Annotated in this window: 19 protein-coding genes and 1 pseudogene; 6 read left to right on the top strand and 14 right to left on the bottom strand. The window is 50.2% G+C overall.

Going from position 1 to position 22442, the window contains the following annotated elements; genetic code table 11:
* Positions 1-8: 8 nt before the first annotated feature.
* The 3 genes from V8F51_RS30810 to V8F51_RS30800 are packed head-to-tail and all read right to left on the bottom strand — an operon-like array spanning position 9 to position 4014.
* The gene (locus V8F51_RS30810; RefSeq protein ID WP_337104337.1) at positions 9-1514 is read right to left on the bottom strand and encodes a rhamnulokinase; all 1506 of its coding nucleotides are present in this window, start codon (positions 1512-1514) and stop codon (positions 9-11) included.
* A gap of 19 nt (positions 1515-1533) precedes the next feature.
* On the bottom strand, positions 1534-2193 hold the full coding sequence (locus V8F51_RS30805) for a class II aldolase/adducin family protein (protein ID WP_337104336.1): 660 nt from the start codon (positions 2191-2193) through the stop codon (positions 1534-1536).
* A gap of 30 nt (positions 2194-2223) precedes the next feature.
* Positions 2224-4014 carry an L-fucose isomerase gene (locus V8F51_RS30800; RefSeq protein WP_337104335.1) on the bottom strand — a complete coding sequence of 597 codons (1791 nt, stop codon included), beginning with the start codon at positions 4012-4014 and terminating at the stop codon, positions 2224-2226.
* Between the two features lie 150 nt (positions 4015-4164).
* Between V8F51_RS30800 and V8F51_RS30795 the strand changes: the two genes are divergently transcribed.
* On the top strand, positions 4165-5184 hold the full coding sequence (locus V8F51_RS30795) for a LacI family DNA-binding transcriptional regulator (protein WP_337104334.1): 1020 nt from the start codon (positions 4165-4167) through the stop codon (positions 5182-5184).
* Between the two features lie 401 nt (positions 5185-5585).
* Here the strand turns inward: V8F51_RS30795 and V8F51_RS30790 are convergent, their stop codons facing one another.
* The 4 genes from V8F51_RS30790 to V8F51_RS30775 form a co-directional block, all read right to left on the bottom strand.
* Positions 5586-6701: an ABC transporter substrate-binding protein gene (locus tag V8F51_RS30790; RefSeq protein ID WP_337104332.1), complete on the bottom strand. Its 1116-nt coding sequence runs from the start codon at positions 6699-6701 to the stop codon at positions 5586-5588.
* 126 nt (positions 6702-6827) lie between these two features.
* Positions 6828-7598: an ABC transporter permease gene (locus tag V8F51_RS30785; protein WP_337104331.1), complete on the bottom strand. Its 771-nt coding sequence runs from the start codon at positions 7596-7598 to the stop codon at positions 6828-6830.
* A complete protein-coding gene (locus V8F51_RS30780) occupies positions 7528-8370 on the bottom strand; it encodes an ABC transporter ATP-binding protein (protein ID WP_337104330.1) in 843 nt (280 codons plus the stop codon). Before V8F51_RS30780 ends, V8F51_RS30785 begins: the two co-directional genes overlap by 71 nt.
* Before the next feature lie 137 nt (positions 8371-8507).
* Positions 8508-9371 carry an AraC family transcriptional regulator gene (locus V8F51_RS30775; RefSeq protein ID WP_337104329.1) on the bottom strand — a complete coding sequence of 288 codons (864 nt, stop codon included), beginning with the start codon at positions 9369-9371 and terminating at the stop codon, positions 8508-8510.
* Between the two features lie 192 nt (positions 9372-9563).
* Here V8F51_RS30775 and V8F51_RS30770 point away from each other — a divergent pair, with 192 nt between their 5' ends.
* Complete coding sequence (locus tag V8F51_RS30770) at positions 9564-10862, top strand: alpha-glucosidase/alpha-galactosidase (protein WP_337104328.1); 1299 nt, start codon at positions 9564-9566, stop codon at positions 10860-10862.
* Between the two features lie 369 nt (positions 10863-11231).
* Here V8F51_RS30770 and V8F51_RS30765 read toward each other — a convergent pair whose 3' ends face one another.
* From V8F51_RS30765 to V8F51_RS30755, 3 genes are all read right to left on the bottom strand, one after another.
* Positions 11232-11510 carry a DUF6171 family protein gene (locus V8F51_RS30765; RefSeq protein ID WP_337104327.1) on the bottom strand — a complete coding sequence of 93 codons (279 nt, stop codon included), beginning with the start codon at positions 11508-11510 and terminating at the stop codon, positions 11232-11234.
* A 9-nt stretch (positions 11511-11519) separates the two neighbouring features.
* Positions 11520-13010, bottom strand: coding sequence for an alpha-N-arabinofuranosidase (locus V8F51_RS30760; protein WP_337104326.1), 1491 nt, complete (start codon positions 13008-13010; stop codon positions 11520-11522).
* Positions 13011-13227: 217 nt separating this feature from the next.
* Positions 13228-14013 (bottom strand): alpha/beta hydrolase, encoded by a 786-nt coding sequence (locus V8F51_RS30755; protein WP_337104325.1) that lies wholly within the window; start codon positions 14011-14013, stop codon positions 13228-13230.
* A 221-nt stretch (positions 14014-14234) separates the two neighbouring features.
* Between V8F51_RS30755 and V8F51_RS30750 the strand changes: the two are divergent.
* A pseudogene (locus tag V8F51_RS30750) lies at positions 14235-15212 on the top strand (aldo/keto reductase).
* Positions 15213-15377: 165 nt separating this feature from the next.
* Complete coding sequence (locus tag V8F51_RS30745) at positions 15378-15860, top strand: C40 family peptidase (protein ID WP_337104324.1); 483 nt, start codon at positions 15378-15380, stop codon at positions 15858-15860.
* A gap of 78 nt (positions 15861-15938) precedes the next feature.
* Here the strand turns inward: V8F51_RS30745 and V8F51_RS30740 are convergent, their stop codons facing one another.
* The 4 genes from V8F51_RS30740 to V8F51_RS30725 form a co-directional block, all read right to left on the bottom strand.
* Positions 15939-16814 (bottom strand): AraC family transcriptional regulator, encoded by an 876-nt coding sequence (locus V8F51_RS30740; protein ID WP_337104323.1) that lies wholly within the window; start codon positions 16812-16814, stop codon positions 15939-15941.
* Between the two features lie 140 nt (positions 16815-16954).
* Positions 16955-18130: a copper amine oxidase N-terminal domain-containing protein gene (locus V8F51_RS30735; RefSeq protein ID WP_337104322.1), complete on the bottom strand. Its 1176-nt coding sequence runs from the start codon at positions 18128-18130 to the stop codon at positions 16955-16957.
* A 58-nt stretch (positions 18131-18188) separates the two neighbouring features.
* Positions 18189-19595 carry an alpha/beta fold hydrolase gene (locus tag V8F51_RS30730; protein WP_337104321.1) on the bottom strand — a complete coding sequence of 469 codons (1407 nt, stop codon included), beginning with the start codon at positions 19593-19595 and terminating at the stop codon, positions 18189-18191.
* 189 nt (positions 19596-19784) lie between these two features.
* Positions 19785-20465 carry an ATP-dependent DNA ligase gene (locus tag V8F51_RS30725; RefSeq protein ID WP_337104320.1) on the bottom strand — a complete coding sequence of 227 codons (681 nt, stop codon included), beginning with the start codon at positions 20463-20465 and terminating at the stop codon, positions 19785-19787.
* Between the two features lie 130 nt (positions 20466-20595).
* On the opposite strand from V8F51_RS30725, the gene V8F51_RS30720 reads away from it, so the two are divergent.
* Both V8F51_RS30720 and fabV read left to right on the top strand, forming a co-directional pair.
* Complete coding sequence (locus tag V8F51_RS30720) at positions 20596-20799, top strand: alpha/beta-type small acid-soluble spore protein (RefSeq protein WP_337104319.1); 204 nt, start codon at positions 20596-20598, stop codon at positions 20797-20799.
* 404 nt (positions 20800-21203) lie between these two features.
* A complete protein-coding gene (fabV, locus tag V8F51_RS30715) occupies positions 21204-22394 on the top strand; it encodes an enoyl-ACP reductase FabV (protein WP_337104318.1) in 1191 nt (396 codons plus the stop codon).
* Positions 22395-22442 lie beyond the last annotated feature (48 nt).

Raw genomic sequence — 22442 nt, 5'->3', positions numbered from 1 at the left:
TCCTCTCCTTAGTGCAACTGAGCAAACCGTTCATACGCCGTCTCCAAACGAGTAATCTCGGCTGGCTCAGCCGCAGGCAAATATACGCCTCCTGGAAACGATGAGGCGACCAAAGTGCGGGCCTCCTTCAAGTCGGCACAATGTCCTAGCGACACAAGCTGCATGAGCATATTGCCAATCGCGCTTGCTTCAACCGGGCCGGTCCATACCGGCCTGCCGATCGCATCGGCCGTGAACTGACAAAGCAGCTCGTTTTGAATGCCGCCGCCAACCATATGCAGCCCGCCGAACGAATGACCCGTCAAGGACTCCAATTGTCCAAGCACTTGCCGATAACGAAATGCGAGACTTTCAATGACGCAGCGCATGATCTGACCTTTCGTCTGCGGAACAGGCTGACTGGAATCTTCGCAATAACTTTGAATTCTAGCAATCATGCCGCCAGGCGCATAGAACAAATGATTATCGGGCTGTATCAGGCTGCGATAAGGCAATTCTTCCTTGGCCAGCTCAACAAGCTCGCCGAAGCCGAGCGTGGAACCCTGCTCTTCCCATTCACGCTTGCACTCTTGCACAATCCATAAACCCATAATATTTTTAATCAACTGATACGTATCGCAAGCGCCGCCTTCATTCGAGAAATCAAGCGCCATCGCCTCTGGCGTCACAACAGGATGCTGCAGCTCGCTTCCAAGCAGCGACCATGTGCCGCTTACAATATAGGCGAACGGTTCGTCGCTGATAGCCGGAATGGCCGCAATGGCTGACTCTGTATCATGCGTCCCGACGGCAACCGCCTCGATTGGCGGAACATCGAGCTCCGAGCATACCGCTGAAGTTAGCGGAGCAATACGCGTTCCAGGCTTAATCAAAGCTTGGAACAGTCTGCTTGGAATGCCTAGCCGATCCATCAGGTCCACGTTCCATGCTTTAGTCTGAGGCAGCAACAGCTGCGTTGTCGTCGCCATTGTGAACTCGTTTACTTTCGCTCCCGTAAGGAAGTAGGTCAGCAAATCCGGCGTTAGCAGCAGGGCGTGCGCCGCCTCAAGCTTAGGGGAACCTGCTTTCTTCATCGCATAGAGCTGATTAATCGTATTGAACGGCATGAATTGCAGTCCGCCCTGCTCATAAAGGCTTTCCTTGCCAATAAGCGCTGAGAGCTCTTCTACGATTCCTTCGGTCTGCGGATCACGGTAATGATACGGATTGCCGAGCAGCTCACCGTTCGAATCCAGCAGCCCGAAGTCGACGCCCCATGTGTCGATGCCGAACGTTTGCGGCTCGAAGCCGTCCTGGAAAGCCCGGCGAATCGCCGACTTCAGCTCTTGCAGCAGTCGTAATATATCCCAGTGCAGATGTCCGCCTACCGCTATCGCATCATTCGGAAAACGATGAATTTCGGTAACCTTAAGCTTCGGCCCGCCATCGCCATCCCCCATGATAAGCTCGCCGATCAACGCTCTGCCGCTGCTCGCGCCAAGGTCGAATGCGAGCACGGATGCCAGCTTATTCATCCTTTCGACCTCCCGACCGTCATTTCATCTTTTGCAGCAATTGGATGCGGTAAGCTTCGCTCTCCAGCGAAGCGATTTCTTCGAACTCTTCTTTCGTGAGCACTTTCGGCTCTCGGATCGCTTTAGCTATTAAGAAAATTTTTGCGCTCTCCTCCACGACCTCGGTCCGATAATACGCCTCGCGCAGGTTGCGGCCCGACGTCACGAGACCGTGATTGCCAAGCAATACCGAGCTTGCTTGACCCGCGACCTCAACGTAGGCGTCAGCCAGCTTGTCGGTCGTCGGCAACACATAAGGGAGGTATAACGTCTTGCCCACTAACGCAGCTTGGTCCGGGAACATAATTGGCAGCTCCTGTTCAACAAGCGTGAAGGCGATGCAATAAGGCGGATGCGTATGCACGATTGCACCCATGTTCGGATTGGCCCGATACGCGTACAGATGCATGAGCACCTCCGAGGATGGACGCAGACCGATATCCGTTATTTCGCCCGACTCGATATCGACCTCGACCCATTGCTCGGGTTCGACCTCATCCAAAGCGAAACCGCTTGGGGACAAATACATTTTACCTTCATGCCTTGCGCTAATATTGCCGCCTGGTCCGACAACGAGCTTATTCGTGACCGTCTTGCGGGCATACTTGCATAATTCTACGCGAATGGCTAAGCTGCTCATTTGATACCCTCCATGAGTACATCGTTTGTATTATTTATAAAGCGGTCCAAAGTTGTTGCAAGCGCGATAGTCGGCGCCTTCCGAATCGGCTGTGCCGAACAAGCCCCATGCACGAGGACGGAATTGACGATCCTCCGGCACGTTATGCATATTGACTGGAATACGCAGCATCGACGCTAGCGTAATGAGATCGCCGCCGATATGTCCATAGCTGATCGAGCCGTGATTAGCACCCCAATTATTCATCACTTCATATACCGACTTAAACGCACCTTCTCCTGTGACGATAGGAGCGAACCAAGTCGTCGGCCATGTCGAGTCCGTCCGTACATCAAGCGTATCGTGAACAAGGTCCGGCAGCTCGACCGAATAACCCTCCGCGATTTGGAGCACAGGACCGATTCCTTTCACGAGATTGATGCGGGACATGGTCATCGGCATGCCGCCCTTCGTCAGGAAGTCGGAGGAATAGCCGCCGCCGCGGAAATACTCGACCGATGCCGGCCGCCATGAAGTCGCATCGAGACATGCTTGCGCTTCCTCGGAGCTAATCTCCCAGAATGGCTTAAGCGCAGGCTTCCCGTCCTTCGATTGTTGACCTGTTCCGTCCAGCGCCGCAGGTCCGGAGTTGATCAAATGAAGCAGACCGCCTGCCGCTTCTCCTGTCAGCTTATAGCCAGTAACGCGCTCAACCGACTCCGGACTCCAGTAGGTGCGAACGTCCGCGAAGATTTGCGCCGTATTCGTAAGCAGATAGCCGAACAGCATGACTGCGCCGTTCAGACTGTCGTTCTCCGTCGCTACCATATACGGAGCGCGAATGCCATTCCAGTCGAACGAAGAGTTCAGCATAGCTTCCATGAAGTCGCCGTTTGGAAAATGGTCCGTCCATTGCCGCTGCCCTTGGAAGCCGGAGACGATCGCATTATGTCCCATTGCCTCTTCCCCGAAGCCAAGCTCTGCCAGACGCGGATTGCCAACCATGAGATCACGCGCGATTTGCGTCATTTTCACAACCGTTTCCCAGTCTCTATCTTTACGCTCGCGGGATGTCTGCAAATGGTCGGGATTGTTGTCCTTACCCTCGATGCAATTCTCCTTAACCCACGTAAGCGCTTTCTCGAATTCTACGCCGTCATATATATTTTCTTCCATACGTCTTACGAACTCGCTCATATCGATATATTCCGTGCGCATGCCGAGGTATTCTTGGAAGAATGCATCGTTTACGATCGAACCGGCAATACCCATGGACACCGAACCCATCGACAAATACGATTTGCCGCGCATGATAGCAACTGCAAGACCCGCTTTTGCGAAGCCGATCAGCTTATCCTTCACGTCATAAGGAATCGATGTATCGCCCGCATCTTGCACATGCTCGCCATAGATGCCGAATGCCGGAAGCCCTTTTTGCGCATAACCGGACAATACGGCAGCGAGATACACAGCGCCCGGACGCTCTGTTCCGTTGAAGCCCCATACTGCTTTCGGAATGGAAGGGTCCATATCCATCGTTTCCGTTCCATAACACCAGCAAGGCGTTACGGTTATCGATACCCCTACGCCTGCTTTGAGGAACTTATCCGCGCAAGCAGCCGCCTCCGCAACGCCGCCGATACATGTATCCGCTATCACGCATTCCACTGGCTCGCCATTCGGATAACGCAGATTAGCCGACAAAAGCTCGGCCGTTGCGATAGCCATGTTCATCGTCTGCTGCTCCAGCGATTCCCTTACCCCTTTGCGTCTACCGTCAATAGTCGGGCGAATGCCGATCTTAGGAAAACCGCTTTGAAACCGATTATTTGCTTCTGTCATGTCAGAACAACCTCCATAGGTTCAAAATAATGTTACCGATAACCTTAAAATAACAAGCAAAACGGTTGCTGTCAACGACTAGTTTTCGTTATGATAGTATGTAAGAGAAATCAAAGAACATGCGGAAGCTAACGTTAAGGGGTTAATGGGATGGTTACGATCTATGATATAGCGGCCAAAGCGAATGTATCGGCAATGACCGTTTCTAGAGTTATCAATAACACGGGGAAAATCAGTGAGAAGACGCGCGCAAAGGTAAAGCGTGTGATGGAGGAAATGAACTATGTGCCGAACCAAACGGCGCGCAGCCTCGTCCTTCAGCAAACCAAGCTGCTGTTCCTGCTTATTACCGACATCATGAATCCGTTCTACACGACGCTATCGCGCGGTGCGGAGGATGCTGCCAAAAGGTACGGCTATCGGCTGCTGTTCGGCAACAGCGACGAGAGCCTTGAGAAGGAGGCGGATTATATTACGACGATACTGACCGCGCGCGTGGACGGCGTACTCGTCGCTCCCGCCGGCGATCCGTCGCTGCCGCATCTTGAGACGCTCCGCAAGCACAACGTGCCGTTCGTGCTGCTTGACCGTGAAGTGCCCGGCATCGAATGCGACATTGTGCTCGGCGACAGCAAGGAAGGCGCGAGACAGCTGGTCTCGCATCTCGTCGCCGCCGGTCACCGCCATATCGCGATGGTCAACGGCTCGCCCTCCGTGTCCAGCGCCAGACTTCGGCTGCAAGGCTACCAGGACGGACTTAAGCTAAGCGATCTAAACTATGATGCGAGTTACTTGTTCGAAACGAGCTTCGGCCCTGTTAGCGACCTATCCGATATGGAGCAATGGTTTCAACAGTTGGATCCGAAACCGACCGCTATCGTGGCGGGCAATAACGTACTTGCCGTGGAGACGCTTAGAATGCTGCGCGGACGCGGGGTGAGTGTTCCGGGCGATCTATCGCTCGTCTGCTTCGACGATCTCGGCCCTTATTCGGAAGCGGAGCCGTTCCTGACCGTCGCCGCACAGCAAGCGTATCAGTTCGGCTACATGGGCACGCAGATGCTCATCGAGCGCATTCAAGAGAAGGAAGCGGTAATGCCGTGGAAGAAGATCGTTCTCCCCGCCGATCTCATCTTGCGTCGCTCGGTGCGGACTTTGAATGAGGCATGACAAAGTTGAGTCCGGATGGATGGGGATATGAGAATAAACCAGCAATTAAGGTCCATACCGTCCGCACAGCGACAAGCAAGACCGGCGCTACGGTACTGCGATAAAAGTAGAACGGACAAAATAGCCGGTTAAACTAACTATTGACTGATTTCAGGGCGCTAATGGACAAAAACGACTCTAAGATGGTCTATCAATACCGTATTGATTCATTAAATGCCTGTAACATTAAGTGATGTCCATTAGAAAATGAACAGAGCACTAATTGATCGCTAAGCGTTCGTGGTGTCCATTAGAAAAAGGTGCCCAGCCTGATATACTTTCCTATGTGGTAACAAAAATGGCTGTCCCCGCAGGTCGATGCCAGCGGAGACAGCCATTCATTATTTTGGCCTGCAATACTTCTATTGGCCGTTTTTCACTTCTTCAAGCAGCGTTGTGTCGATGAACTTGCTCAAGTCTAGCGTATCGACGGTGATGTCCTTTATATAGCCGGCTTCGATAGATACTTTGGCCATCTCCTCGATTGCTGCCTGATTAACATCGGAAGTGAGCGTCAAGTGCGAAATAGCCGCTTTGATCAATTCAAGATCCAAGCCTTTGCCGCTAAGCTCGCTTAGGCGCTTATTGATCAGCTCATAAGATTGATCCGGATTGGCTTTGATGAATTCAATCGCTTCGAGATTGGATTTAATCGCCGCTTTCACCAAATCCCGATGTTCGCTGATGAACTTGTCGCTAGCTGTTAAAATCACGAGCGGATAATTCCCGTTATTAGGCGGAATTTGATCCCAAGGAACGATGACTTTGCCAATCCCTTCCTGTTCAATCTGCGTCCCCCACGGTTCGGGAATCAATGTAGCGTGAACCTCGTTTTGGCGAAGCGCCACAAGCGTGTCGGATGGAGCGCGAGCGACAATCTGTGCGCCTGAGCTGTCCGTAGTAACCTCCACTCCCTCTTGCTTAAGAAGCAGCCTCAGCGATATTTCATTCGTGCTGCCCTTCGTCGGTATCGCAATCGTCTTGCCGACGAGATCCTTCACGCTGTTGACGCCGGAATCTTTGCCTGCTACGAGCACCGCTCCGCCGTTGTCGGCGCCGGATACAACCCGGAAGTTATTGCTCTTAAGGAATTGGTTCGTCGCCGGTCCAGGTCCTGTATAACCGAAATCGATCTCCCCTGTTGCAAGAGCCGTCGAGAAATCAGAGCCGTTATCGAAGGCGAGCACTTCGATTTTCACATGATCGCCAAAGTTTTTCTGAAAATAGCCGTTCTCAAGCGCAATATAACCCGCGGCATGAGTCACGTTTTTGAATATGCCAAGCGTTACCGTGATCGGTTCTTTGCTCGCTTCATCCGTTTGCTGCGGGGCTTCCGTCGCCGGCTGGGATGTGCCGTTCTGTTCTCCTGCAGGCTTATTATTGCCTGACGACTCGTTATTGCCCCCGTTATTGCCACCGCATGCCGAAATAACCAATACCAATACAATGGATAAAATAAGACCAGCTGTTTTCTTCATCTCCCGCAACCATCCCTTCAACGCTACTCTATTTATTTGGAATTTGTTTACACCAACTAATTCTATCGGAATTATGTATTATGTCAATCCTTATTTATACAATTTTTATTCCAGTTTCCAAATTCATTATTTCGACTTATGCTCCAATCCGTAGCGCAGCAGTAGTTTATCCTCCAACTTTCTGAAGCAGAAATGATCGGATACAGTGCCTAACACAGCAATAATAATGACAATGGTCAGCATAAGCGCGGTGTCGCCAAGTCCGCGTCCGTCTTGGAGCAATTGACCAAGACCTGCACCTCTTGCGATCAATTCGCCGGCAACGAGCGCACGCCACGCAAAAGCCCAGGCGACCCTCACGCCCGTCATCAGATGCGGGAACGCAGCGGGAATCAATATTTGCGTGAACATTTTCCAGCCGTTCCCCGTTCCGAGCGTCAGCGCCGCGCGCGTATACACTTGCGGTATGTTTTTGATGCCGGTTCGCGTTGCGATCGCCATCGTCCAGGTCGCGCCGAGCGTCGTAATGAAAATAACCGATGTGTCGTTAAATCCGAACCAAATAATCGCAAAAGGAAGCCATGCGATGCTCGGCACCGTCTGAAGCGCTATAACCATGAAACCGAGCGTGTCGTCGATCAGCTTTGATCTTGTGAACAGCAGACCAAGCAATACGCCTATGACTAACGACAGGATAAACGCGATAATGAGTCTTCTAAGCGAACCGATTATAGCTTCCAGCAGTTTGCCGTGAACAAATCCGTCGTAAAATGCTTCGATCGTCTGGAACAGAGACGGGAACTTCCAGCTCTCCCAGCCGATTATTCTATATGCCGCTTCCCATGCCACCAAAAGTCCGATCAGAAATAGCGCTCTTCTTAATGCGGTAATTCTCATCCCCCATCTCCTCCTTTACGACTTTCTCCAATTCACCTGCCAAATGCTCCATCACAGACCGCTCGACCGCGTTTAGAACCGTATCGGCACTATCCCTTGGCCTAGCCGCGCGAACGGCAAGCTCCTTCATGATCGTTCCCGGTCTTGTGGACATGACGAGCACCCGATCGGACAGCATGACCGCTTCGCGAATATTGTGGGTAATGAACAAAATCGTTTTGCCCGTTCTTAACCATATTTCCTCCAGCTCCTGATGCAGGACAAGCCTTGTCTGCTCGTCGAGTGCCGCGAACGGTTCGTCCATGAGCAAAATTTGCGGATTGAGTACGAGAGCTCTTGCAATTGCCGCCCTCTGTTTCATCCCGCCTGACAGCTCATGCGGATAACGATCAGTGAATTTGCTTAAGTGAACGGCCCTAATTTGCTCTAATGCCAGCTCCGTCCGCTCCTTCTTCCCGTACCCTTTTTGTTTAAGTCCGAACGCCACATTTTCGAGCACCGTCAACCAGGGGAACAGAGCATGTTCCTGGAAAACGACAACACGATCCGCGCTTGGTCCGCTTATCTGTTGTCCCTTCACTCTAATCGTGCCTTGCGTTGCGCTCTCGAATCCGGCAATCAAGTTCAGCACGGTAGACTTGCCGCAGCCGGAAGGTCCAAGAAGCGATACGAACTCGCCTTCGCGAATCGTAAACGAAACATTCGATAACGCTTGAAACCGATCTCCGTCTCTTTGGTCGAACGACTTGCTAACGTTATCCATTTCTATCATAGCTGACTCCCCCACTCTGTTTATTTCCAAAATTTTATACACTCTATTTTTATCGGAATTGTATGTATTGTCAACAAAAAAAGGAAAAAGCATCTATCAGGGAGAAAGATGCTTTTTTTCCATTAATCGCTATAAGTTTACATTTTACTCGCAAGTGTCCGTCTATAATCAGTTGGCGTACGCCCGCTCCACTTGCGGAACTGCTTCGTAAAGAAGAGCGGGTCGTTGTAGCCTACGGATGACGCAATCTGGGCAATCGTTAAGTCGCCTCCCAGCAGATCTTCTGCCTTCTTCATTCGTACCTTGAACAAATATTGCATCGGCGACAGTCCCGTCGCCTCCTTGAACAGCTTATTCAGATGCGCCCGGTGGTAGCCAAGTTGATGAGCGAGGCTCTCGATCGACAGAGGTTGCCCGTATTGAAGTGTCAATAGGCGAATCGCCTGATCGACTTGACGGTAAGAACGTGATTGTCCGGCAGTCGACTCCGAATGCTCTGCCGCTCCCTCCCCCTGACTCGCTATTTCATGCAAAATAAGTCTAAGCCAGCCCGACGCCTCCATATTTCCGAGCGAAGCGAAGCTTTCCCGTTCTATACTGCTCCTAACGCTGCGGAACAGCTTCTTCATCGCCTGCAGCGAGCAATCGCGAATGACGGCCCGATCTGGTGTTATCCCGATTGCCGACAGTGAAGCATCTGCAATATCGCCAGTGAAAGCTACCCACATATATTGCCACGGATTCACCTTATCCGCTTCATATCTTACCAATATGTCCGGGAAAATGATGAAGGCATCACCTGCTTTGCACACATAAGTTTCGCCTAACGTTTCAAATACGCCCTCGCCTGCCAACACGACATGGATCAAATAATGATCATGTACGGCAGGGCCAATGTAATGCCCGCCGACAGGCTTGCCTCGACCGCTGAATAATACGGACATCTCGCCTTTCATAGGCGCCGAATTGACTGATACCGCAAATTGATGATGCGTTTCCATCTGATTGCCCCCTGAATTCGAACTGCTTACATCATACTAAATGATGCAACATTACTCCATATATAAAATCGTTAATTCCATATTCATTTCAATGCCTTCTCGTTATACTGAAGTTGTGATTAACGCAGCGATTCAAGCAACTTTAAATTCAGCAACACCATACTATACTAATCCAGGAGGTCATTATTGATTATGTCGAAAATTACTTTTATCGGGGCTGGCAGTACGGTTTTCGCCAAAAATATTTTAGGTGACGTTATGCATACTCCCGCACTTCAAGGATTTGAAATCGCGTTATTCGATATCGATGCCGTCCGTCTTAGCGATTCCGAGAAAATGCTGCTCAACCTGAAGCAAACGAGCGGAAGCAGCTGTGTCGTGAAAGCGTACACAGATCGTAAGGAAGCGCTTCGCGGCGCGAAATACATCGTGAATGCAATCCAAGTCGGCGGCTATGATCCTTGTACGATTACCGACTTCGAAATTCCGAAGAAATACGGCTTGCGTCAGACGATTGCCGATACGGTCGGCATTGGAGGCATTTTCCGCAACCTTCGTACGATTCCGGTTATGCTCGACTTCGCCCGCGACATCAAGGAGGTTTGCCCGGACGCCTTATTCCTCAACTACACGAACCCGATGGCCGTCCTTACGAATGTCATGAATACGTACGGAGGCGTGCGCACGGTCGGTCTATGCCATAGCGTGCAAGTATGCGTGCCCGATCTGTTCAAGCACCTGGATATGGACCCGACCGGCGTCAAATGGAATATTGCCGGCATCAATCATATGGCTTGGCTGCTCGAAGCTAGCAAAGACGGCGTCGATCTGTATCCGGAAATTAAACGCCGCGCTGCGGAGAAGCAGAAGGAAAAGCATCACGATATGGTTCGCTTCGAGCTTATGCTTAAGTTCGGCTACTATATTACCGAATCGTCCGAGCATAATGCCGAGTATCACCCTTACTTCATTAAGAAGAGTTATCCTGAGCTTGTGGATCGCTTCAACATTCCACTGGACGAATATCCGCGCCGCTGCGTCAATCAGATCGAGGGTTGGAAATCGATGCGCGAGTCGCTGGTTAATGACAGCAATCTAGAGCACTGCCGCAGCCATGAATATGCATCCTATATTTTCGAAGCCATTGAGACGAACAAACCGTTCAAGATCGGCGCCAACGTCATGAATACGGGACTCATCACCAACTTGCCGAAGGAAGCTTGCGTGGAAGTACCTTGCCTCGTCGATGCGAACGGCGTAACGCCAACGTACGTCGGAGACTTGCCGCCGCAGCTTGCGGCTCTGAATCGCACCAACATCAACACCCAATTGCTGACGATCGAAGCTGCCATCACCGGCAAGCGCGATCATATCTACCATGCGGCGCTGCTCGATCCGCATACGTCCGCCGAGCTGTCGATGGACGACATCGTCTCGCTCTGCGACGATCTGATCGAAGCGCACGGCACTTGGCTGCCGAGCTATAAGTAAGATACACAGAAGGAGGCAGTGCCGAGTTGTTCGGCACTGCCTCTTTCTTCATTGCCACGGGCTAATAAGCCGCTAAATTTCGTTTGCTTTTTTTACGTTAAGCGGCTTTTTCCATCCTAATATTAAGTAATTCGTATCCTAACGTTCAATAAGATGAATTTCCCATCCTGTAGTACAATAGCTAGGCTTGTTGATCGTCCATCTTGGCCCACAAACCAGGATAGGATGGATTTCCCATCCTAATTCGATCTTTAGACTAATTCAACTTCAAAATAAGATGAAAATACCATCTTATTTATTGTACCAACAGTAAAACAAGCCCCCCATTAACTAAACGGGAGGCTTGTCGTAGAAATATGCGGAATGGGCTTAGGACACATGCTTCGCCCAGCGGCTGTCGCCGGCTTTCGGGCAGGCACGGTCTTTATACTTGGCCGCGATGCGTACGAAGCAGCCGCATACGGCACAGGTCGTGCCGTATTGGAACTTCTCACAATTGCTGCATGACTCAAGCCGCTCCGCGTACACATCGTCAGGAACGCAAATGTCGGATTGGAACATCGGCGCAGACAATATGCGGTCTATCTGCGCATCGGTTACACGGTAATCGTCTCGGCAGCCTTTGCACTGCCCCGCGCTGCTGGACATATCTCGCACCTACTCGGCGATAACTTCAAGCACCGTCACCGACATCGGGGACAGTTTCGCGCGAATGGCCGAGCCTTCAACCGAGAACGCCCCGTATGCTGCCGGCGCAACGGCTTCCGGCTGCTCGAACGTATTGTGCGCATCCTTAACGGAAGCGGTAAGCTCTGTACCAGTGACTTTAAGAGCGGCAGCAGCTAGTCCGCGCAGATCGATGTCCACATCTGCCGCGTTCTCATTGTCGAGGTTGCATAGGCTGACGTGAATACGGCCTTCTGCATCCTTGGAAGCGGACACGGATACTTGCGGAATCGCTTGGCTTCCGCGTTTGTACTCATCGCCGCTGATCGAGGTTGTCAGCGCAGTCGCATCTTGGTGCACCTTGTACATATCGAATACGTGGTAGGTCGGCGTCAGAACCATTTTCTCGCCTTCCGTAAGAATGACGGCTTGCAGCACGTTAATCACTTGCGCGATGTTCGCCATAACGACACGGTCGCAATGATCGTGGAAAATATTAAGCGTAAGCCCGGCTACGATTGCATCGCGAATCGTGTTCTGCTGGTAGAGGAAACCTGGGTTCGTGCCCGGCTCGACATCGAACCATGTTCCCCACTCATCGACGATCATGCCTACGCGCTTATTCGGATCGTAACGGTCCATAATCGTCTCATGACGAGTAATAAGCTCCTCCATCCAAAGCGCCTTCTTCATCGTCGTGTACCATTCGTCTTCCGTGAAGCCTGTCGCTGGACCTTTGTTCGTCCACTCACCCGGAACGGTGTAGTAATGAAGCGAAATAGCATCCATATGATTGTGCGCCTCACGCATAACGACATCCATCCAACGATAGTCGTCTACGTTAGGACCGCAAGCGATCTTGTAAATTTTGTTGTCGCCGTAATTGCGCACGAACGTCTGGTATCTTCTATACAGGTCGGCATAATACTCAGGGCGCATGTTGCCGCCGCAGCCCCAGTTCTCGTTGCCTACGCCGAAGTACTTCACGTTCCAAGGCTTCTCGCGTCCGTTCTCCTTACGCAGGTCAGCCATCGGAGACACGCCGTCGAACGTCATGTACTCGACCCATTCGGACATTTCTTGAACCGTGCCGCTGCCTACGTTCCCTGAAATATAAGGCTCGCACTCCAACATTTCACAAAGCATCAGAAACTCATGTGTACCGAAATGATTATTCTCCAGTACGCCGCCCCAATGCGTGTTAATCATCCGTTTGCGGCCTTCGCGCGGACCTATGCCGTCCTTCCAGTGATATTCGTCCGCGAAGCAGCCGCCCGGCCAACGAAGGACTGGAATTTTAATATTCTTAAGCGCTTCCACGACGTCGTTGCGAATACCGTTCGTATTCGGAATCGGGGAGTCCTCTCCAACCCAAATTCCTTCATAAATACAACGACCGAGATGCTCGGAGAAATGTCCGTAAATATTGCGGTTGATTGTGCCTGCTGCCACATCGGCATTGATTGTAATGCGATTACTCATCGAATATCCCTCGCTTTAAATGTTAATGTAGGTTATGTTTTTCGTTGAATTAATAAAAACATTATTTCTTTAACTAATTTATTAATCCTAAACAAATGATATAGCGGTTACCTCTATTTTGCAACCCCCTTTTTGATAGGAAACATTAAAAAAACAGCAAACGCTTCATGCTCATGATTCTCAGCACGAAATCGTTTACTGCTCTCTATTCATCCATCTACTTCAAAGGAAGGAGCTTCAAGAAACGTTGAATATACTCATCCCAATAGACCCAATCATGACCGCCCGGTCCTTCCTCGTATATCAGCTCATAACCTGCTTCCAAGCAGGCTTCGCGGAACGATAAGTTATCCTCGTAGAGGAAATCCTCCATTCCGCAGCATTGATAGAGAAGCGGTCTCTCTGCCGATGATCCGGATTGCTGCTGCATAACATGTAAAAGGTCGTTATCCGTACCGCGAATCGACTCCGCGCCGAATATTTGCTCGAAGAGCTGGTCAATGCCGGCAATCGGGCTCTTGCCGCTCTCGATATGATTCACGAGATCGACTGCCCCCGAGAGACTGCCTGCTGCGGCGAAACGGTCAGGATGGCGAAGCGCCCATTTAAATGCGCCATAACCGCCCATCGACAGCCCGGCCACAAAGTTATCCTCGCGCTCCTCCGACAGCGGGAAGAACGAACGCGCTACGGCTGGAAGCTCCTCCGTCAGAAACGTCCAATATTGATTGCCATACTTCATATCTGTATAGAAGCTCCGATGTACATTCGGCATCACGACTGCAAGGCCGAGCTCCGCAACATATCGCTCGATCGACGTTCTCCGCAGCCAGATCGTATCGTCGTCCGACAAGCCGTGCAGCAAATAAAGCGTCGGAACCTTTTTGCGCGAGCCGACATTACGAAGACCAATCTGCCCCGTAGTCTCCTGCGGCAATATGACGGTCATAGATGTGCTAAGACCTAGCGATTCCGAGAAAAAGTGACAAGTAATTAAAGCCAACGCGAATCCCTCCCGTATATGAATCCTGCTTGAATGCGATCATAAGTTCACTAGTAATGTATCAGCAAAATAAAGCGGTTGCAACCATTTACCATACTCACATTATGACGCTGCGCTCGAAGTTTAGTTAGTGAACTTTTTTTCAGTGCTTATGCGAATGCCAGCATGAAGGTATAATAGACTCCGGTATATAGTTTATCCTAATGGAGGTATCGTTTAAGATGAGAAAAATGCCGCTTGAGAAACGTGGAATTTCCGACAGCCGCCTTGTACTTGGCTGCATGAGCTTCGGTGGAGGCTGGAATCGCGAACCGTATACAGCCGAACATATTAAGCAAGGGCAAGCTGCCGTTGAAGCAGCTCTTTCGATTGGCATCACGATGTACGATCACGCAGACATTTACACAATGGGCAAAGCCGAAGCTGTTTTCGGATAAGTATTGAAGCAGCAGCCCGACCTTCGCGACAAAATCGTTATTCAATCCAAATGCGGAATCGTGCTCGCCGAAGGCGGCAAGTTAACCCGCTTCGACTTCTCCAAAGAGCATATTCTAAAGTCCGTCGACGGCACATTGGAACGTCTTGGAGTCGAATACTTGGACGTCCTTCTCCTGCATCGTCCTGATCCGCTCATGGAACCGGAGGAAATCGCGGAAGCATTCCATACTTTGAAGCAAGCGGGCAAGGTTCGTCACTTCGGCGTCTCCAATATGAGCCCCGGACAAATTCGTTTCATCCAGCGCGAGCTTCCGGATGAGCTTGTCGTTAACCAATTGGAGATGAACTTTGCACGGCTTGATTGGCTTAATCAAGGCATCCACGTGAACCAGCAAGCAGGGCTCGCCTCCAACTTCGCTGATGGATTAATGGAATATATGCAAACCGAGACTATGCAAATTCAAGCCTGGGGTCCGCTCGCCCGCGGCAGATTTACAGGTAAACCTTCGGATAATCCGTCCGCAGCAGAGCTTGCTACAACCGAGCTGATCGCCAAGCTTGCGAAACAGAACGATACGACACCAGAGGCCATTTCGCTTGGCTGGCTTATGCGTCACCCGTCGCGCATTCAGCCTGTTATCGGAAGCGCTAATCCGGAGCGCATCATCGCCTGTAAGGACGCTATCGAGCAAGCCGAGCTAATGAGCAGAGAGCAATGGAACGAGCTATATGTATCGGCACGAGGAGCAGTAATGCCTTAAGCGGCAACTATACGTCGCAAACATTAATAATTTTTCATCTTTTTCTCATAAATGCTCATAATCCCCGAAATAAGCGCTTTTGCTCTCTCATACGGGCAAAAAGCCGGTTTTTGAGTGTGTTATAGTAAACTCATAAAACGAAACACGAAGGGATATCCTGACATCATGAGAAAATCAAACGTATTTAAAACGGTTGCTAAAGCGGGCATTTGCGCCGCCATCGTCCTGTCGGCATTTACTTTTGGTTCGAACACACAACACGCTCACGCAGCAACAACCGAATCAATCAAACTCATTTCCGAAAGCAAAACGTTCATCGGAACACCTTATAAGTACGGCGCACCAGCTGGCGTTACATACGCGTTCGATTGCTCGTCTTTCACCCAGTTCATCTTCAAAGCATTCGATGTCAGCTTGCCTCGCACCTCGACAGCGCAAGCAACCGAAGGCGAGAAAGTCGCGAAAGGTTCGCTCAGCATGGGCGATCTCGTCTTCTTTAAGACGAACGGCAAAACAATCAGCCACGTTGCCATCTATGCCGGCAACAATAAGATCGTTCACAGTTCCAGCAGCCAGGGCGTTACGCTCTCCGATCTGAACAGCAGCTACTGGAAGAAGTACTACGTTACTGCACGTCGCGTTCTATAGTTATACTTAAACACAAAGGGCTATCACGAATCACCTACGGTGACAAGTGGTTAGCCCTTTTCTCGCATTAGCCATCATTTACAGCCCCATATGGCGCTGTCGGTACTTAAGCGGCGTCGTTCCGACAACTCTCTTGAACATGTTGATGAAATAGGAAACGTTAGGATAACCGACATCCATCCCGATTCGCTCGACCGAGTAGACCGTCGTCTGCAGCAGCCTGCACGCCTGTTTGATACGCCTCGCCGTCAAATATTCGGTAATTTGGCTTCCTGTTTCCTCATGAAATACGCGTGAAATATAATATTTGGACAAATGAAGCTGCTCCGCCAGCTTCTCCAACGTAACTTCCTCCGCATAATGGGCTTCAATCCATTGCATCATTTGCTCCGAATAACGAGGCTTTCGTTCAAGGCTATGCACAGATGACTGCATTTCTTTCTCGTCTCGCACCGATGCGATGCTCCCCATTAGTTGCAACAGCAGCAAGGTGGTCTCTTCCTGATCATACTCTCGCCTTCGAGCATCAAGCAACCCGTAGCTCTCAAATATCGCTTCCAATCGTCCTGTCTCCTCCTGCATATCGAACACCGTCCGGATCCCCTGATCTTTCCATAGTTTATGAAAGAGAGCATGGCGCTTAGGAAACGGGCGCAGCGCTGCTTCCGTCTGTGACGGGTCAACGTACAGAATCGTACGCTCAAACGGCTTATCCTGCGCGACATCGGCGAAAATTTTGTGCAATTGAAACGGTTGGAATACGAACAGCATCCCCGGCCGCAGCTCATAAGTGCGCTGATTGACGATTATATAGCCAACTCCTTGATGGACAAACAATATTTCCGTACATTGATGCCAATGATAAAAGCCCGGATAATCCTTATCGGATCGTGTCCGGCCGCTCCAGCTTTGATGCTTGTCGTCGAAACGAACAGGTTCGAATAGAAAGTGCATAACCCCTCCTGCTTGTCCATAATGATGCGATGACTGCAAATTCTAGTATGGCAACAATTGACCGATTTGAAAAGGCTGCAAAAAAGAAAGACAGCCAGGCTTGCCGCCCGTGGCTGTCTCCTTTGCTTCATTATCGTTCGTTATTTCGTAAACGTAATCGTTTCGTATTCGCCGTCGAACATACCGTCGATGACGATCGGTCGTTCAAGCGACAGCTTGCCATCCTCTGCAATGATGAACTTATCGTAGAAGTGATAGTTCAATGTATTATCCGAGAAGAACGAGACGACCGTATCGACGCCATATTCGCTATATTTCAGAATAGCTTCATTGTCCGTAATGAATGTAAGGGATATCGACCCGTTTTCCGCTCCCTTCCACAAGCCATCATAGCTGCGGGAATTCGTAAGCGTCGTTGCTGCAGGCTTTTGCGTTACCATTTGGAACGATTGAATTGCCGCTGGAAACTGCTCGAACGCTTTGGCTACGCGGTTATAGCCTGCATCCGACAGCTCCTCGCCATAATAGTTATAATCTTCGTAGATCAACTCGCGAACCTGATCTGCCGAATCAAACATCAAGTCATAGGCGAATGTTATACCGTTTGCAGTTGCTAGATAAGTAAAATCCTCATGATCCGCCTGCTCGAATGCCGCAGCATCTCCATTAAACGTACGAATACGAGCGAACGGGAAATCTACTTTGTCGCCTTCGCCTACCAGATCGTCGAAGTAATAATAGAACTCTCTACCTGCTAACAGCGGTGTAGACGATGCGATGTTGCCGATATGGGAAACGCCGTATACGGATATCGATTGCAATAAGTCCTGCGTAACGTTCATTGTATAGCCGTACACTTGCTTGTCCGGCGACGCATCACGTTTCTTAATCTCTACCGTCTTCGTCGCACTGTTCCATTTCACTTCCGCCCCAAGTCCTTCGCTCACAAATCGAACAGGGACAAGCGTATTTCCTTTAATGATTTGTGCAGGCTGGTTAAGTCCTACATAGCTATCGCCGATTCTTGCCTCGCTGCTGCCGATCCGCAGCGATACAATTTGATTGTCTTTATAAGCCGTTGCAACCTTCTCGTTCGCATCCCAGTGAAGCTGTGCACCCAGCGCTTCGAAGATCGGGCGGAGCGGCACAAGCACCGATCCGTTGGATAAAACCGCAGGCTGCTTATAGCTTTGTTTCACCCCGTCAATCGTAACATTCACTGCCGTCGTCGCGGACGCGGCATTAACCTGTCCGGCTGAAGCGAATACGGTAAATACGAGTGCTAAAGCCAACATCATTTTTGATAATCTGTTCAAAATCATGATCCTCCTCAACTGTTTTAACAACACGCTCCACATTGTACCAAATGCTTGGTTACAGTTTCGTTACACAAAGCCACTCATACTTCGCAAGCTCGGATGTCTGATTCTCAAGAGACTCTCTTAACGGGATAATCCAATCGTCATAGATACCAGGCATAAGTACGGTTGGAAGAGCTGCAAGCAGTCTCCCTGCTGCTTGTTGCTTCGCTATCGTCTCCGTTTCATTCGCAACATCGACAAGCTTCTGAATAAGTGAAAGAACATCTGACTTTAAAGCGCCTTGAAGCGCAACATATTCCTTATCCATATACAATAATGGCCTATCTGTCTCGCTTGGCGTTAATAGCCGCTTAAGATAATGCAGATAGACCTTCAAATTGTTAAGCGCCTGCCGGAGCGGACGATCGGGGAATAACGCATCGCATAGCTGCTCTCTAGTGGAAGTCGGATGCAGCACAAGGTAGATTAGCAGGTTCTTGGCATACCTTTTGTTCCAGCCCTCAACAACCTCTGCCCCGTTCACCCGCACTCGAAACGAATCAAGAAAGTCAACGTGCAGCGTATTCTCTTCATCCACCTGCTTGACGCCGGCTTCAATCATATCCTCGAACGCGCCGAACACCTCCGCGGCGCTCGCTTCATTCATTAATACATGCCGGTACTTATCCAGTATCGGTTGCGCTATGAACTGATTTACCCACTTCGCCGTTGCTTCCGGTTGGTCAATGAAGATGGCGTTCGAGGCTTCCGGTACAATGAGCAGCCTCTTATTCATCAACATCTGTGACGAAATATGCATAGAAGCGAGATACACAGGGTCTCGATCGCCGGCAAGCAGCAATATCGGACTCTGCGTAAATTTGAGATCGTCTCTAGGCGGATGGTTTGCGTATAACTCAATAATATCCAAATACGTCTTCGGCTCAACGAGGCCGTAATCTGCAACGATAGCTTGGAAAATGGAGCTCCCCTCATCAAGCATCGTAATGCTTTCCGCCATACGATAGGCAAGCTTGCTCATCGAGCCATCCGCGGTTAACTGTTTCCGGTTCGAAAGAAGCTTCTGTGCCGTCTTCTTCGGGTACATTATCGGTATGGCAATTAATATTAAGCTGCTTACGTCATGCATGTAATTCATGCTGTATTTGAGCGCAACATTGGCGCCGAAGCCGTGTCCCATAAGATGAACACGTCCGATATTCAGGTACAAGAGCAATGCCCGCAAATCATCGACGAATAGCTGCCAGCCAATTGGCTTCGTGCCGCGTTCCGATTTTCCATGCCCACGCAAATCAAGCGCGACAACTCGCGAATGGCTCGTCAGATAAGGAATAATCCATGACCATGAGGCTGCGCTTAGTCCTACGCCATGCAACAAAACAATCGTATCGCAGCTTTGAACATTTGATTCGTAGATTTGGTAATGAATTCGTGTATCTCCATGTTGAAAATAATTCATCATATTCCTCTTTCTGCCAATAATAAGGTGACGCCGATTACTCGGAAACGATTACATTCGATCATTCCGATCAGATCTCCTGCTTGTAATGAATTTATTCCCATAATAAAATAAGGCTCTGCGTGAAGTCGCAGAGCCTTTTAAAGACATCGGATCATAATCGAATAGTACAGGGTGATATGGAGAACACTAAAAGCAACTCAACTGTCGACATATGCCATCTGCGAACGTATTGCTGCTTCGATCCTCAGGCGCATCTGACATATGTAAATCTTTGTAGTACGGATTCCTTACTTTGATCCAGCTTCCGCTGTCTTCTGCCGCGTACAGGCTATCCTTCCGTTTGCAAGCGATCCCTTCCAGTCCTGACTGCTTCACGAATTCGTACAGCGCTTTGCCTGCGCCATCGACATAAGGCAGCTGTTCGTAATAGGCGTTGTTTTCAATAATTTTCCCCAGCAGCTGCTTTCGTTCTGCCAGCGGCTTATTCCGCATATCGACACCGTTGTAATAAAGCACATCGAATACATAGAAATGAACAGGCAATAATCGTTTTGCATCGCGAATGGCCGGCTCTTTTCTCAGCTTGAATCGCTCGTCGATCAGCGTCTTGAATTCAGCTTCGCCTGTCGTCGGATTAATATAGGCTACTTCTCCATCCAGCACGAAATCGGCCGGTTGTACAGCTGGCACATTAAGCAGCTCAGGATATTGCTTAGACACATCATTATGATGCCTTGTATATAGCTTTGCCGTGTTTCTAATAAAAGAAAGCTGCAGGCGGTGTCCGTCAATCAACGGCTCGAACAAGTAACGATCATCGTCAAACGGCAGCTTGCGCTCCGTCATCTGCATCGGTTTCAAAAACATAGCCGTCCCCTCCCGTACGTCTATATTAGCATGGAAGCATTCAAAAATTAGTCGGTAAATAAAGGTGGAATTAGCGAATAATCCTTTGAAAGCCTTCACATAATACTGACTAGAAGGAGGCTGATAATAAATGGCAAACCAAACACTTGTCGTACCGGGAGCTCGGGCAGCGCTTGAGCAAATGAAGTACGAAATTGCGCAAGAGCTGGGCATTCAACTTCCAGCCGACGGTTATTATGGCAACATGACCACGCGCGACATGGGCTCCATTGGCGGATACATAACACGCCGTCTCGTTCAAATCGCCGAACAGCAGCTCGCTGGACGCTTCTAACGCGAGCTAAGAAGAAACGCCTGACGGCGTCCTCTCTATTGACGCCAGCGTTTCGTCGAAACGAATAGAGAAAGGATGAGCAACATCATATACTTTCCTATACGTCAAGCGTAAACGGCTATCGCTACGCACGAACCGTTAGCTGCGTCTTTGCGTAGCTCGGTTCTGTGCCGTCCATTGGCGGCGTAAGCTACCGTTTCGCGGATGAAATATAAGCCTAGTATAAGAGTGACATTTTATACTTTCTTATATTTCGCGCAACACCGAGAGCGCCAATAGCGCTCTCTTTTTTATTTTTAGCGAAAGCCAAACTTCCCTTTAACCCGAATTATCGGTAAAATAGAATAGAGTTGTCCTGTTACATACGCTATGCCATTTTTATTTGGAGAAAGGAATACCCTACTATGATTATTCAGCCAAAATCCCGCGGCTTTATTTGCACCACTGCACATCCAGAGGGCTGCGCTAGCCAAGTGCAGCGTCAAGTCGATTATGTAAAGTCCAAACCGGCAATTGAGGGACCGCGCAATGTGTTAGTCGTAGGCGCTTCCACAGGCTACGGCCTTGCATCGCGAATCGTATCCTCGTTCGGCGCAGGCGCGAACACGATTGGCATTTACTTTGACAAAGCAGCAGAAGGCGCACGCACCGCTTCCGCTGGCTGGTACAATTCTGCCGCATTCGAGCAAGCTGCAGCTGAAGCAGGAGTAAAGTCGTACAGCATTGTTGGCGACGCTTTCTCAGACGAGATTAAAGCCAAAACCATCGACCTGATCCGTACGGAGCTTGGCCAGATCGATCTCGTCGTCTACAGCGTAGCATCGCCGCGCCGCACACACCCGGTAACAGGCGAGACGTTCTCCTCGGTCATTAAGCCGTTAGGAGGCACGTACACGAACAAAACGGTCAATTTCCACAACGGCGAAGTGACAGAAGCGACGATCGAGCCAGCAACAGAGGACGAGCTTCGTCAGACGATCGCCGTAATGGGCGGCGAAGATTGGCAAATGTGGATCGACCAGCTTCAAGCTGCCGGTGTTCTAGCTGAAGACGCTACAACGGTCGCATACTCTTATATCGGACCAGCTATCACGCATGCCGTCTACCGTGATGGAACGATCGGCGCGGCGAAAAACGACCTTGAAGCAACAGCTAAGCGTCTTCATGAGCAGCTGAGCACAAGCGGCGGCCGTGCGTACGTTTCGGTCAACAAAGCGCTTGTAACGCAATCCAGCTCTGCCATTCCTGTTGTACCTCTGTACATCTCCGCCCTTTACAAGATCATGAAGGAAAACGGCACGCATGAAGGCTGCATCGAGCAAATGTACCGTCTATTCTCCGAGCGTCTGTACGGACCGGGCGAGACAGCTGTTGACGAGAAAGGGCTTATCCGCGTCGACGATCTCGAGATGAAGCCAGAAATTCAAGCAGCCGTTGCAACCGTATGGGAGCAATTGACGACCGAGAACGTATACGATCTGTCTGATCTGGCCGGCTACCGCCGCGAGTTCTTCCAGCTGTTCGGCTTTGAAACCAACGGCATCGATTACGAAGCGGATACGAATCCAGAAGTAGATATTCCGAACCTTCGTTAGTCTGCCATATACGAAGAAGCGCTGGAGCTCATCAGAGCTCCAGCGCTT

Origin of the sequence: Paenibacillus sp. YIM B09110 (assembly GCF_037167145.1) — a bacterium.
GTDB lineage: Bacteria > Bacillota > Bacilli > Paenibacillales > Paenibacillaceae > Pristimantibacillus.
This window is presented reverse-complemented; position numbering and strand designations above follow the sequence as displayed.